The organism is Methanosarcina sp., from assembly GCF_049706645.1.
GTDB lineage: Archaea > Halobacteriota > Methanosarcinia > Methanosarcinales > Methanosarcinaceae > Methanosarcina.
In genome coordinates, this window is record NZ_JBNAKP010000014.1 from 94,922 (window position 1) to 108,171 (window position 13,250).

The following is a 13,250-nucleotide window of genomic DNA, read 5'->3' on the forward strand; positions in this document are numbered from 1 at the left end:
TAGTCACAGAAGTAAAAGGTTAGAAAAATGATAATCCTCGACCACCCCTACGTCTCCGAATTTTTAAAAAATACTGCCGCCGAGTTACAGATTCCTGTTTTAAAAAACCACATGGCAGCCGGATTGAATACTGAAATAAGACTGAATCTTCTTGAGGAAGCTGAGTTCATCGAATATATAAAAGAAAAGGGTGAATGTACTCTCTATTCCAATTCCGAAAATTCAATTGGCTGGATTTCAGAAAATCTGGGCTTTACCGGCCTGCCTGAGAAAATCGAACTTTTTAAGAATAAAGTTAAGTTCAGGGAGCTGCTGGAAAGGCTCTACCCCGAATTATATTTCAAGGGTATTAAATTTGAGGATCTGGATGAGCTCCGCGTTGAGGAAATTCAAAAACCATTTATCATTAAGCCTGCGGTGGGATTTTTCAGCCTCGGGGTACATAAGGTTTCCACGGATGCTGAATGGGACTCGGTCCTGAAGCGCATAAAGGCTGAGGTTGAGGAGATTCGGGAGCTTTATCCGGCACAGGTGCTGGATGTGAAGAATTTCATTATTGAGGGAAATATCGAGGGGGAAGAGTTTGCGGTTGACGCTTACTTCAATAGCAAAGGAAAGCCGGTAGTCCTCAATATTTTCAAACATATCTTTTCTTCGGAAAATGATGTCGGCGACAGGGTATATTTTACTTCGAAAACGGTTATGGAAACATATAGGGAAGCCGTCGAAGATCTTTTAAAGGAAATCGGAAAGCTGGTCGGGCTCAGAAATTTCCCGCTTCATCTGGAACTGCGGATTGGGGAAGACAGGCGAGTCCAGCCGATAGAACTGAACCCAATGCGCTTTGCCGGCTGGTGCGCGACTGATATCGCACATTTCGCGTATGGGATTAATACTTACAGGTATTTTCTGGAGCAGCTTGAACCGGAATGGGACAAGATCCTTGCAGGTCTGGAAGGAAAGAACTTCTGCCTGGTGATACTGGACAGGCCTGCAGAAATTGATCCAAAAACCGTAAGGGCTTTTGATTACGAAAAACTGCTCCTGGATTTCGAAAAGCCGCTGGAACTCAGGAAAGTAAATCACGAAAAGTTCGGTTTCTTCGGGTACATGTTTACCGAAACGAGAGACAGCGGCTGGCAAGAAATCGAAAGGATCCTGAAGTCGGACTTAAGGGAGTATATCACTTTTAAGGAAATAGCTCAAACCGTTCTGGTGCTCAAAGACTGATATGAAAGTCATGAGACTCTTTAAGTAAGATTTTATGAAATTTTGCAAAAAACTACAGCAGGTCGAAGCAAATTATATGACCGCCGGGATATATAATTGGGATATATTCTCATAAATAAGATCATTAAAGGGAGGGTGAGATTATCAGGAAAATAAAGCTCTTTAGCTTCCTGTTTATTACATTGATGCTTGTTTCACTAATGCTGTATTCTTCCGGTTACTTTCAAAATGCCCTGGGAAACGGAACCGGGAATTTAGAAAATATAAAAGAAAATTTAACAGCTGAAAAAGAAAGCATAACGAGTAGAGCTCAAGAAATAAACGAGAGTTTAACAGGTAGAAAGGAAAATTTAACAAATATGAAAGAAAATTTAACAGATGCAAAAGAAAACTTAACAGATAAAAAGGAGAATTTAACTAACCTGGTTGAAGGAATGAACGAGAACTTAACGGATGTAAATGAGAACTTAACAGGTATTAAAGAGAATTTGACAGATATTAGGGGAAACTTAATGAGAATAAGTGAAAACTTGACGAATATAAAGGAGACTTTGGGAGGATAAAAGCAAAAGTTAACAAATTAAACTGAAAAAGTGAAATATTCCTCAATAATTAGTTCCTCAATAATTAGTTCCTCAATAATATAAGATGCTTATATCCCGCAGTGAAGAGGAAACAATGGGAACGACCCAAAAGTCGTGAGAAGCTTTCTATGTTTTTTAATATTTTATCTCTCCCTCAGGTTAGTTACATTTTCAATTCTGAATCTGGACAGGCTACCGAAAAAAATAGATGATTAACTGCAATTCATCGAACGAATGGAAGAATAGATAGCAGGAAGTAAATTGGATAGTAGGAAGTTCATTCGCTGATCCAGGCTTTTGCGTCAGGAATTTCTTCGTTCTTATAAGTCTTCACCGGAAAGGGAACAATAAACTTAAACATTTCAACGGCACTATTCATCCAGTCCACATCTGAAACAACTGCGATCCTTTCAAATGCATTAAGGTTCCTAATGCCAACCTTAACATCCTCCAGTATGGCGTTCAGGGTAAACCACTCTAGGTCCTTGTCCAGGTGATAAAGTATACGAATCTTCCCGTACTTTAGTATTTTGTCTTCAATCGCAGGAATTAACACATTGTTGTAGTCTTCTCCGGTTACCTCTCCGCTTACACTGACTGCTACGACGTTTTCCGGCAAACCCTGTATAATCTCTATCATTTAATTCCCCCTTTTAACATACAATGTTCCCTTTTAATATACAATAACTTTATTGCCCCACCAGATATTCACTGGCTTCTCCTGTAAACCGCTGCCGATAAGCAGTTCAATAGGACTTTCGTAGCCTTATGCCATCAAAATTCTGGTTTTGAATTATTATTTTAAACGAATATAAATATTGACTCGAACCAGTACAGGATTCACGGAAGCAAAAAATCTATTTATCACTGGAGGTTCAATCTTTCCTGAGGAAAAGGTAAATCGGGTAAAATGGGGTACTGGCTCTGGAAGACGATATCATAGAGGTAAATGACCTTGAATATTTTTTCGGCGAGATAAAAGCGGTCGATAACATCAGTTTTACGGTAAAAAAGGGGGAAATTTTTTCTTTCCTGGGGCCGAACGGGGCCGGGAAAAGTACTGTAATTAATATCCTTACTACCCTCCTGCCCGTACAGAAGGGGAACGTGAAAATTGCAGGCTATGATTTGAAAAAAGAGCCTGAAAGGGTCAGGGAGTCCATAGGAATTGTTTTTCAGGAGCTGACTCTTGACAGGGATATGACTGTGAGAGAGATACTGGAATATCACGGGAGGCTCTATTCCATGCCAAAAGCTGCAAGGCAGGCGCGGATTGATGAACTGCTCGGCCTGGTTGAGCTCGAAGGAAAGCGGGATACCCTGACAAGGCATCTCAGCGGCGGGATGAAGCGCAGGCTTGAGATTGCACGGGGGCTTATGACCCGGCCGAAAGTGCTTTTCATGGACGAGCCTACAATCGGGCTTGACCCCCAGACAAGGATAAGGATCTGGGATTATGTAAGAGACATAAACCGGCAGGGCACAACCATTTTCCTGACAACCCATTATATGGACGAAGCCGACCAGCTCAGCGACAGGATAAGCATTATAGATCATGGGAAAATTGTTGTCACGGGCCAGCCCTGGGAGTTGAAAAATGCGCTTGGCGAGGATCTTATATACCTGGAAACCAGCGATAACTGGACAGCCTCGGACCTGCTGAAGAAGCTCGAGAATGTAAAAGGAGTACGGGAAAAATCAAAAGGGATAATTATCATGGTCAATGTGGACGGTACTTACCTGCTGCCTGAGTTGATAGATAAACTTCGAAGCGGAGGGATCAGGATAAGGGCCGTAAACCTTAAAAAGCCGTCAATGGACGATGTTTTTGTCCACTATACAGGCAAGGAATTGCGGGATACAGGCACCGAAAAGGGTTCGACGGTATCCCTGAGGGCGGGAGGGCGCTAGAGATGCACACGGGTTTTCTTACTATCTACTGGCGGGACATGTTGAGATTTGTCCGGTTCAGGACTCTCCTGTTTGCTTCACTTGTCCAGCCTGCTCTCTGGCTGGCCTTTTTCGGAATTGCAATGTCAAACAACTTTGAAAGACTGACTGCAACCCTGCCAGCCGTCCCGGGGGTCAGGACTGTGGGTTACCTGACCTTCATAGGCGCAGGTGTTATTGCCATGACCACACTTTTTACGAGCCTTTTCGGGGGAACAGTGCTGCTTTTTGACAAAAACTGGGGGCTTATGCGGGAGACCCTTTCAAGTCCTCTTCCGAGAATTCATATAATCATAGGGATAGGGCTTTCAGCCATGACAAAGTCCTTTATCCAGGCTACTATTATAATGGGCTTCGGGCTTCTGCTTGGAGTCCAGTTTTTTGAAGGCTATACTCCTGCACAGCTTTTTTTCTCGCTGTTTGGGATCATGCTTTTTATAGGGGCATTTTCTCTCGGGTTTCTTTTCCTTTCAGCTGCAATAGCAATAACAATGGAAAGCCCGGAAGGAATGCAGGCCGTAATAACCCTGCTTACCATGCCTTTTTTTTTCACGAGTAACGCTCTTTATCCTGTGAACTCTTTTCCTCCCTTGCTCCGGGCCCTGTCCACGATCAATCCACTCACGCATCTTGTCAGCGGAATAAGGTACTTTGCAATAGGGAGCGATTTCTCGTCAATAGGGCTCCGTTATACTTACACTCAGGGAGAGGTTCTTGTTTCCTTCCTGTCTCTGCTGGTTTTTGCGGGAATAATGTTTCTTATTGCAAGATGGAGGTTTACCAAGGTTACAGTTACATGACCACACATTCAAAACTCAGTAAACGGCCATATTCAGAACTGTGGAAAATAATCGGCCTGACCTGCTGACATACGGGCTTACTGTAACCAGACAAAAAACAGGCAACACGCACGCAGCAAAGTACTTTGGAGAGACCGTACATCCGGTAATCCGGTAATTCGATCTTCCCAGCCAGAGGCGAGGGCTGGAAATACTGTGATATTGACTGTCAGTATCTTGAATAAACAGTTGACAGCCAGCAGCGTTGAGGGTATCGAAGGGCTCGCCTCATTTAAAGAACCTCTTTTCAGAAACTTAATTTCAAAAAATATATCACTTTACCCGTTTTATCTTTGATTAAATAAAAAAATAATTAGATAATAGTAAAAAGATAAAAGAAAAATAAGCAATAAACGCATAAAAGGGGTAGCAATGAGTTTAGCAGGTCAAACAGCTCTTGTAACCGGGGGAAGCAAAGGGATAGGAAGAGCTATCTGCCTTGCTCTGGCAAAAGAGGGAGCAAACGTCATCATTGCAGCACGAAATGAAAGTGAAATCAAAGAGACTATAGACAAATTAAAAGCAATGGGCAGTAAAGCTCTCGCTGTCCGGGCTGACGTGCAGAGTGAAGAGGATGTAAGACGCCTGATCTCAATGACAATTGATAAATGCGGCAAGCTTGACATTCTTATCAATAATGCGGGAGTGGCCTACAAGAAAAGGCTGGAGGAGACCACCCTGGAAGAGTACGATAAAATTATCGATACCAACTTAAAAGGAGTCTTTCTCTGCACGAAATATGCGATTCCATACATTAGAGAGAGTAAAAATGGAAAAATCATCAATATATCCTCAATAGGAGGATTACATGGGCTTCCGGATTTTTCCGTATACTGTGCCTCAAAATTCGGGGTAAACGGCTTAACGGAATCCATTGCCGCCGAGCTGGAAGGAGAAATAAAGGTCTATGCAGTCTGTCCTGGCGCTGTGGATACGGAGATGTACAGGTCAATCTATGCAGACAAGCCCCCACTCAAACCCGAGCATATTGCGGAAAAGGTTCTGGAACTTGCCTCGCCTGATTCAAGAGTTACATCAGGTAAGATAATCGAGATTCAGTCCCCTCCAGTCCCTCAGCTTTAATGATTAAAAATCAAAGGGCAGATATCCGGCAATTCTGGCGGACTTACAGTATCTTTTTGCCAGGTCGTATTAGCATTCTTTTTCCGGAATTGTTCTTTTTCTCTTTAATAGAGGGGCAGCTCTTATTCAGTTCAGAAATATTGCTTCCAAAAATATATCCTTGTTCTGCCCGATAACTAATAAAGTGACTGTAAAGTGACAGCTATGAAATTGAAAGGTCAGACAGCCATTGTAACCGGTGGGGGAAGAGGAATTGGCAGGGCTATTTGCCTGTCACTGGCAGGAGAGGGAGCCGATATTATAATTGTCGCAAGAACCGAAAAAGAAATTCGAGAAACTGCCAGGCTGGTGGAAAAGCAAGGTGGAAAGGCTCTTGCTGTAAAGACTGACATTAGAAAAGAAGAGGAGGTCATTGATATGGTTTCAAAGGCGATGGATGCCTTTGGAAGAATTGACATCCTCGTAAACAACGCAGGAGTAGCATATAGAAAATATCTTGTGGAGACTTCAACCGAAGAATATGATGAGATTATGGATACAAACGTAAAGGGGATGTTTTTCTGCACAAAGTACGCCCTTCCCCATCTGCTTAAAAGAGGAGAAGGCAAAATCGTAAATATATCTTCAGGGGCAGGAAAGCGCGGCATACCCAAACTATCAATATACTGCGCCTCAAAATTTGCAGTTATCGGTTTTACCGAATCCGTTGCTTATGAAACCGGGGGTGGGCTTCAGGTATATGCGGTCTGCCCTGCAAGCGTGGATACCGGAATGTATCGCTCGCTACATACCGATGAGCCTGTTCTCAAACCCGAAGATGTTGCAAAGAAAGTTCTGGAACTTTGTTTGCCTGAAACAACTCTTCCTTCGGGCTCTTCAGTCGAGATTTACAGGCGGCCTATGAGGATAGTTTGATTTTGATGTTTGTATGAAGAAAAGGAGCAATTTGTGAACCAGGGTGGAATTATGTTCAAAAACCGTAAAGATGCAGGGGAAAAGCTTGCAGAAGCTCTTGAAAAATACAGGATAGAAAATCCTGTAATTCTTGCTATCCCGCGCGGGGGGGTGGAAGTCGGTCTGCAGGTTGCAGCGAAGCTTAATGCCGATTTTTCCCTGATTATTGTAAGGAAGTTGCCTTTCCCGGACAACCCTGAAGCCGGATTTGGGGCAATAGCCGAGAACGGGAGCACATTCATTTTAGAAAATGCACACTACTGGCTTGCAGGGGAAACCATTGAGCGGATCAAACATGAACAGATTGCCGAGATTGAAAGGCGCATAAAAGCCCTCAGAGGAGGGAATCCCCTGCCCGAGATTGCGGGAAGGACCGTAATTCTCACTGATGACGGCATTGCAATGGGCTCTACAATGCGGGCAGCTATCGAGCTTTGCAAAAACAGGAAAGCCGGAAAAATAGTCGTTGCAGTACCTGTAGCAGGAAGAGAAGTCGCAGAGGAGATTCAGGAAAAGGTAGATGAGCTCTTAGTGCTTGAAATTCCTGCATATTTCAGGGCTGTTGCTCAGGCTTACGAGAGATGGTACGATGTTTCGGACGAAGAGGTGCTCGATCTGCTCAGAGAAAGGATCAGGCAAAAAGAAAAGAATGATAATGAATTTCAGGGGCTCGAAGCCTGAAAAAATCTCTTCATCCAGAAATCTTTCTCTATAAATCTTCCTCTACAAATCTTTCTCTATAAACCTTCCTCTACAAATCTTCCTATGTTATCCCTGTAAAATAGACCTGAAAAACTGTATACAGGAGCGCTACTTTGAAAATTTAACTCTGTTGCAGTTAACATTCTTATATTAATTTTTCTATTTTTTTGAGAAAAAAATACTGCAGCCGAATTTTAAATCTCTTATAAAATTTCCTTTACCAAACCTTACCTCTGAAAAAACCTATTTATCAGAGACCTGTTTACCAGAAGCTTCTTATCAAAATTCCTTCATTAAAAATTTATATCAAATTTTCTTTTTTCAAAAAACCAGGTCGAAGGCACAAATATCAAGGACTCGGAAAAAACGAATGGCAAGCATTTAAAATATATTCTCCGGGCATCCAGCATTCCTTTTGCCCTGGAAGCTCTCATTTCGACAGTTGATTTTAAATTGCGGAAAGGCACATCAGGATAAAAACTTTCCGTTATTTTCAAGAACGGAAAAGCTTTGTTCTTCTAGAGGTTGTCCTCTTTATCTTCATAAGAGAGCTTTGAAGCTCCTAAACTGGAGGTAAAGAATATAAATATACCAAAAATAGGCATATATAGATCTATAGATTATATAGAGTGCCCCAAAATATATGGAAACTATAAAATATAATGAAATTGTCTGGAATACCATACAGGTTCTGAATTTCAAGGAATATTCAGAGATTACACCTCGATTCACTACTAAAATTGAAAACTTGAATTTTATAGTAATTATAACAATTTTGAAGTTTGAAATTTGTGGAGTAAGAAAAAATGGATTTACTTGTCATAGCGCTTATTTTAGCGGGCCTTTATATGGCCTGGAATATCGGGGCAAACGACCTCGCAAATGCTATGGGGACTTCAGTTGGAACAGGTGCCTTATCAATCAAGCAGGTAATCGTTATTGCTACCGTGTTTGAATTCTTAGGTGCGGTGATTTTTGGGAAACGGGTTACCGAGACAATTGCGAATGGGATCGTTCCCATTGAGATTATTGGCGAAATCCACCCGGATATTGTGGCTGTTGGGATGCTGGCTGCAATTCTTGCAGCCGGCTTCTGGGTAACCCTTACAACCTTTTACAACCTTCCCGTTTCAACCAGCCATTCCATTGTCGGTTCAGTGCTCGGCTTTGGGCTGGTTGCAGTTTACAACGGGACTATCTCTTTTACAGACATTCACTGGGGGGAACTTACGAAAATTGTTGCCAGCTGGTTTATATCTCCGGCTCTTGGGGCTGTTTTCGCTTATCTGACCTTTTCTATGATAAGAAAGATCTACCTTCACAGGGCTATAGACTTGCCTCTCGTTGAGAGAAAATTCATATCCTTACAGCTCCTAACTGCGTGTTATATCGCATTTGCACACGGGTCAAACGATGTGGCAAATGCTGTTGGCCCTCTCTGTGCGGCACTCAGGGTTATAGGAGTAACAGGAACCGGGGTCCCGATTTGGGTACTTGTAATGGGAGGCCTCGGCATGGTGATTGGAATGGCTACCTGGGGTTACAAAGTGGTTGAAACCATCGGTTCGAAGATCACGGAACTTACACCTACACGTGGCTTTTCCGCACAGTTTGCAACAGCCTCAGTGGTTCTGCTTCACAGTTACAGCTCCCTTCCGATTTCGACAACTCACACGCTTGTCGGTTCGGTTATAGGTGTAGGGCTTGCAGGCGGGATTGCGGCGGTTAACCTCAGCGTGATCTGGAGGATTATTTCTTCCTGGATAGCAACAGTTCCTATAGCCGCCCTAACATCGGCACTGATCTTTGTAGGGCTCGAGGTGATGTTTTTATGAAAGACTACATTCGTTCCGTCTTTGACGTGGTCGCTGAATCTCCCTTTATCCCTCTGGAAATGCATGCCAAAAAAGGGGTACTTGCAGTTGAAAAACTGGCTGAAGCAATGGAAGCCTACTGTTCAGGAAATCAGGCAGTTCTGGAGGAGAGAACAGAGGAAATTGACAAATTGGAACATGACGCTGACAAACTCAAACAAAAAATAAGGGCAGGCATTCCTTCCTCAGTTAAGCTGCCAGTGGACAAAAAGGACCTTCTTTCATTCCTCAAACAGCAGGATTCTATTGCCGACTTTGCACAGGCCGCAGCCTACTGGATGAACCTTCGGCCCTGTAAGACCCTTCCTGAGGAAATAAAAAACGGTTTTCTGGAACTGATGGGCGCTTCGCTGAAAACTACAAGGCTGTACGATGAGCTCGCAGGTGAGCTTTACAAGCTTCTCGCTACCTCTTTCAGCAAGGAAGAAATCAAAGAAACAATGACCATTATCCCTGAGGTCGAAAAACTGGAACATGATGTTGATGTGCTTGAAACAGCCCTCTTAAAGAAGATCTTCGAAAACGAGGAGGCTATAGGAGGCGCAGGTGTCTGCCACCTGATGGGGCTTGTCGAAAGGATAGGAGGGGTTGCCGATAAGTCCGCAAGCTCTGCTGACCGGCTGAGAACGATGATTCTCAAAAGATAAGTCTTTACTTACTCTCTTTTTTAACATTTTTCTTTCCGACCTTTACGGCTCAGAACGATTACTCTCAGAAGATAATTATCATTTATTCTTTTTTATTGAATGCTTTTTTCCGGCTTTGATCAAGACAGGAATAATCCTGTTGTCCCGCAGAGAATACCAAATTAAGATTATCAGATCGATGTGCTTACCTAAAACTTAAGTCGAGTAAAAGGGTTTCCGGATTTAAGGCGTTATAGAACTCGATAATTATTCAGGTTGGAGTTTCAAATTTATTTTCAGTTTACAGGATTATCTCAATTTTCAGAATCTTCTCGCTGACATATTATATTAGTTAGAGTTGTAATAGTTGAAATTTTAGTCATCGGTAAAGAAGTAAGATATATAACCAGGTGTTTAAAAAGAAACATTGAATAAAAGAAAGATAAAACGCCAAATGAAAAATGTGAAAGAAAGGGGCTATCATGAAGAATAAAATTGTAATTTGCATAGTCTTATTGAGTATCACTATAGCGGGACTGGGATGCACTTCGCAACCAGACAGATCACAGCAAGGTAGTTCACAACTAAAGGATACGCATAATGATAGTGCTGGAGATATCAGGGAAATAGAAGGCATCTGGATGGGAAACTTGAAAGTTCCGGGTGGGTTGGAATTAAGAATTGTGTTCAATATTTCTACCACTCCGGATGGGTCTGTCAAAGCCAGCATGGACAGCCCTGATCAGGGAGTAAACGGCATACCTGTTGAAACTGTTAGTTACAAAGATGGTAGTTTTAACCTTGAGGTTAAATCCATCAGGGGAAGTTTTGAAGGGATATATAACGAGAGTAACGAAACTATAGAAGGAGAATGGAAACAGGCAGGATCAGCTTTTCCACTTGTGCTTAACAGAATTGAGAAAGCCCCTGATACGCACAGAAAGCAGGACCCTGTAAAGCCTTATCCATATACCGAAGAAGAAGTTGTTTATGAAAATAAAGAAGCAGGAATAAAGCTGGCAGGAACGTTAACTCTCCCTCAGTCAGAGGGATCTTTCCCGGCAGTTATACTCATAACGGGCTCAGGACCGCAAAATCGTAATGAGGGAGTTTTTGGGCATCGTCCGTTCCTTGTACTTTCTGATTATCTGACACGCCGGGGTATTGCCGTACTTCGGGTAGATGATCGAGGCATAGGAGGATCGACTGGAAACTTCTCAAACGCTACGACTGAGGATTTTGCGGGAGATGCACTTGCAGGAGTAGAATTTCTAAAAAACCGCGAGGAGATAAATTCAAGCCAAATAGGACTGATCGGACACAGTGAAGGAGGTCTAATTGCACCCATTGTAGCTGTAAAATCTCCGGATGTCGCATTCATTGTACTGATGGCAGCCCCAGGGCTGACCGGAGAGGAAATTATGTACTTGCAAAGTGACCTGATTGCAAAAGCCGGAGGAGCAAGTAATGAGACTATCGCAAGGAACGAAGCTCTAATGAGAAGAATGTTTTCTGTGGTAAAAGAAGAAGAAAATAACACAATCGCTGAGGAGAAGCTTCGTAATATTCTGAGGGCCGAGATGGTAAATATGAGTGAACAGGAAAGAGAAAGTTCAGGCTATTCCGAGGCCACTATTGACTCTCAAGCAACAGAACTCTCATCGCCATGGATGCGCTTTTTTCTGACATACGACCCTAAACCAATCTTAATGAAAGTCAAATGTCCCGTACTTGCCATAAACGGTGAAAAAGACCTTCAGGTCCCGCCTGAAGAAAATCTCCGTGCCATAGATGAGGCTCTCAAGGCAGGTGGCAATAAAGACTACACAGTTAAAGAACTGCCAGGCCTCAACCACTTGTTCCAGACCGCTAAAACGGGGTATCCCTCAGAGTATGCGAAAATAGAAGAAACAATTTCTCCGGCTGCTCTGGAAATTATAGGGAACTGGATTTCGGAGCATACACAGGAAAAATAAAAGAAAGCTAATGAGAAGGAAATAAAAGTGCTGCAAAATTACAGGCCAGTTTTTCTATTACCATTTTCCTTCTCTTTTACCATTTTCCGTCTCTTTTGTGGTATTCGGTTACAGTCTTTTTTACCGATACCCTGCCCTGAGTGGTTTTAATATCGTCAGGATACAGCCTGAAACATCTGCTCCGGAAGGTCTATAATCTCAGGTTGTTTTCAGAAAATGCTGTCAGGCTGCACTTTCTACTGCTCAGGGGAGAATCGGCAGATATTATACTCAAGAGGCAGAAATGGCGCTTCCGGCCCGGTATTTTCATTAAATACAGAGGATCTGAGGCCCTGGGGGAATTTAGGGCCTTAAAAGTTAAGGTACGCAGAAGAAGACCCTGTAAGGCAGGCTTGTTCGAGTATAAAGGACGGTATTAAGATTTTAGGAGGTATAACCTCCTGAAAAGACTTACATTTAATTTTTAACTGGGGAGAGGTATAGTTAAACACAATTTATAATGTTATGATCTTTAAGGGTTGGAAATAAAGCATTACAAAGCTTTAAATTCCTTTTCCGATTTTTATAATCGGGCATAGAAATAAGTATTTTTATATGTTAATTTTCCCAGTGAACTCCTGATTACGGGTATTCTCGGATCAAATGTAAGCAAACTAGGAGGAAAAATGAATTTTAACAGAAAGTCAATCTGGAAAATTACATCATCTGTTTCTGTTGTATTAATGTTATTGACTTTAGGAGTTTCTGCAGCCTCGGCGTGTAATGCTGAGGAATCTCCTGCCTACTGTGATCAAAACAGCCTATCCCCTCGCGACTGCGATCAAAACTGCCCTGGAGATAGAGTATTCCCTTTACCCGCTAATGAAGTTGTCAGTTGTAATGGCGACTGCGACCAGGCAGAATGTACTGGAGAGTGCTGTGAGGACTGTACCGAGGTAGACTGTGCAGGAGATTGCTGTGACAAATGTACAGAAATCTGTGGCCAGGAAGCCTGCACTGGAGAATGCTGTGACAAATGTACAGAAAAATGTGACAATGCAGAATCTACAGGCGACTGTGCATTGACCGAATGTAAAGGCGACTGCTGTGAAGACTGTGCAGACGTTTGTGAAGAGGCAGACTGCACAGGAGCCTGCTGTGATACCTGTACCGAAAACTGTGATGATGGAAATTGTGCAGATGACTCCGAACTGACAGAATGCAACGGCGATTGCTGTGAAGACTGTACGGACGAATGTGGCCAGGCATGCGACCAGGAAAGCTGCGCTGGCGACTCCGAAAAGGCCTGTGTTCAGACTGACTGCACAGCCGATTCCGAACAGTCCACCTGCAACAAATAAAACCTTTGAAAGGCCTTATCGCCTGTTCAAACCTGATAAAAAACAGGAATGAGAATTTCGAATACCACTATCTTGAAAACCCCCTACTTTCC

General features: G+C 42.8%; 12 protein-coding genes. 11 read left to right on the plus strand and 1 reads right to left on the minus strand.

Annotated features, from left to right (window positions below; all coding sequences use genetic code 11):
* Window positions 1-27: 27 nt before the first annotated feature.
* Entirely contained in the window at window positions 28-1,230 is a 1,203-nt protein-coding gene (locus ACPK8D_RS05530; RefSeq protein WP_424716850.1) for an ATP-grasp domain-containing protein, read from the plus strand.
* Window positions 1,231-1,412: 182 nt separating this feature from the next.
* On the plus strand, window positions 1,413-1,793 hold the full coding sequence (locus ACPK8D_RS05535) for a hypothetical protein (RefSeq protein ID WP_424716851.1): 381 nt from the start codon (window positions 1,413-1,415) through the stop codon (window positions 1,791-1,793).
* A 298-nt stretch (window positions 1,794-2,091) separates the two neighbouring features.
* Here the strand turns inward: ACPK8D_RS05535 and ACPK8D_RS05540 are convergent, their stop codons facing one another.
* Entirely contained in the window at window positions 2,092-2,454 is a 363-nt protein-coding gene (locus ACPK8D_RS05540) for an STAS/SEC14 domain-containing protein (RefSeq protein ID WP_424716852.1), read from the minus strand.
* A 284-nt stretch (window positions 2,455-2,738) separates the two neighbouring features.
* Between ACPK8D_RS05540 and ACPK8D_RS05545 the strand changes: the two genes are divergently transcribed.
* The 9 genes from ACPK8D_RS05545 to ACPK8D_RS05585 all read left to right on the plus strand — a co-directional run bounded on the left by ACPK8D_RS05545 (window position 2,739) and on the right by ACPK8D_RS05585 (window position 13,158).
* Window positions 2,739-3,725 (plus strand): ATP-binding cassette domain-containing protein, encoded by a 987-nt coding sequence (locus ACPK8D_RS05545; protein WP_424716912.1) that lies wholly within the window; start codon window positions 2,739-2,741, stop codon window positions 3,723-3,725.
* A 2-nt stretch (window positions 3,726-3,727) separates the two neighbouring features.
* Window positions 3,728-4,564, plus strand: coding sequence for an ABC transporter permease (locus tag ACPK8D_RS05550; protein WP_424716853.1), 837 nt, complete (start codon window positions 3,728-3,730; stop codon window positions 4,562-4,564).
* A 411-nt stretch (window positions 4,565-4,975) separates the two neighbouring features.
* Window positions 4,976-5,686, plus strand: a complete 711-nt coding sequence (locus ACPK8D_RS05555; protein ID WP_424716854.1) for an SDR family NAD(P)-dependent oxidoreductase — start codon at window positions 4,976-4,978, stop codon at window positions 5,684-5,686.
* A gap of 204 nt (window positions 5,687-5,890) precedes the next feature.
* Window positions 5,891-6,601, plus strand: a complete 711-nt coding sequence (locus ACPK8D_RS05560; protein ID WP_424716855.1) for an SDR family NAD(P)-dependent oxidoreductase — start codon at window positions 5,891-5,893, stop codon at window positions 6,599-6,601.
* Window positions 6,602-6,652: 51 nt separating this feature from the next.
* A complete protein-coding gene (locus ACPK8D_RS05565; protein ID WP_424716856.1) occupies window positions 6,653-7,321 on the plus strand; it encodes a phosphoribosyltransferase in 669 nt (222 codons plus the stop codon).
* 827 nt (window positions 7,322-8,148) lie between these two features.
* Complete coding sequence (locus tag ACPK8D_RS05570) at window positions 8,149-9,177, plus strand: inorganic phosphate transporter (protein ID WP_424716857.1); 1,029 nt, start codon at window positions 8,149-8,151, stop codon at window positions 9,175-9,177.
* The gene (locus tag ACPK8D_RS05575) at window positions 9,174-9,863 is read left to right on the plus strand and encodes a TIGR00153 family protein (protein ID WP_424716858.1); all 690 of its coding nucleotides are present in this window, start codon (window positions 9,174-9,176) and stop codon (window positions 9,861-9,863) included. Before ACPK8D_RS05570 ends, ACPK8D_RS05575 begins: the two co-directional genes overlap by 4 nt.
* 461 nt (window positions 9,864-10,324) lie before the next feature.
* A complete protein-coding gene (locus ACPK8D_RS05580) occupies window positions 10,325-11,818 on the plus strand; it encodes an alpha/beta hydrolase family protein (RefSeq protein ID WP_424716859.1) in 1,494 nt (497 codons plus the stop codon).
* A 665-nt stretch (window positions 11,819-12,483) separates the two neighbouring features.
* The gene (locus tag ACPK8D_RS05585; protein ID WP_424716860.1) at window positions 12,484-13,158 is read left to right on the plus strand and encodes a hypothetical protein; all 675 of its coding nucleotides are present in this window, start codon (window positions 12,484-12,486) and stop codon (window positions 13,156-13,158) included.
* The last annotated feature ends 92 nt before the right edge of the window (window positions 13,159-13,250 follow it).

Excerpts from the sequence above, each read along its gene's own strand:
- ACPK8D_RS05585 (WP_424716860.1), top strand. The coding sequence starts at position 12,484 with ATGAATTTTAACAGAAAGTCAATCTGGAAAATTACATCATCTGTTTCT.
- ACPK8D_RS05530 (WP_424716850.1), top strand. The coding sequence starts at position 28 with ATGATAATCCTCGACCACCCCTACGTCTCCGAATTTTTAAAAAATACT.
- ACPK8D_RS05560 (WP_424716855.1), top strand. The coding sequence starts at position 5,891 with ATGAAATTGAAAGGTCAGACAGCCATTGTAACCGGTGGGGGAAGAGGA.
- ACPK8D_RS05565 (WP_424716856.1), top strand. The coding sequence starts at position 6,653 with ATGTTCAAAAACCGTAAAGATGCAGGGGAAAAGCTTGCAGAAGCTCTT.
- ACPK8D_RS05540 (WP_424716852.1), bottom strand. The coding sequence starts at position 2,454 with ATGATAGAGATTATACAGGGTTTGCCGGAAAACGTCGTAGCAGTCAGT.
- ACPK8D_RS05570 (WP_424716857.1), top strand. The coding sequence starts at position 8,149 with ATGGATTTACTTGTCATAGCGCTTATTTTAGCGGGCCTTTATATGGCC.
- ACPK8D_RS05555 (WP_424716854.1), top strand. The coding sequence starts at position 4,976 with ATGAGTTTAGCAGGTCAAACAGCTCTTGTAACCGGGGGAAGCAAAGGG.
- ACPK8D_RS05580 (WP_424716859.1), top strand. The coding sequence starts at position 10,325 with ATGAAGAATAAAATTGTAATTTGCATAGTCTTATTGAGTATCACTATA.
- ACPK8D_RS05550 (WP_424716853.1), top strand. The coding sequence starts at position 3,728 with ATGCACACGGGTTTTCTTACTATCTACTGGCGGGACATGTTGAGATTT.
- ACPK8D_RS05575 (WP_424716858.1), top strand. The coding sequence starts at position 9,174 with ATGAAAGACTACATTCGTTCCGTCTTTGACGTGGTCGCTGAATCTCCC.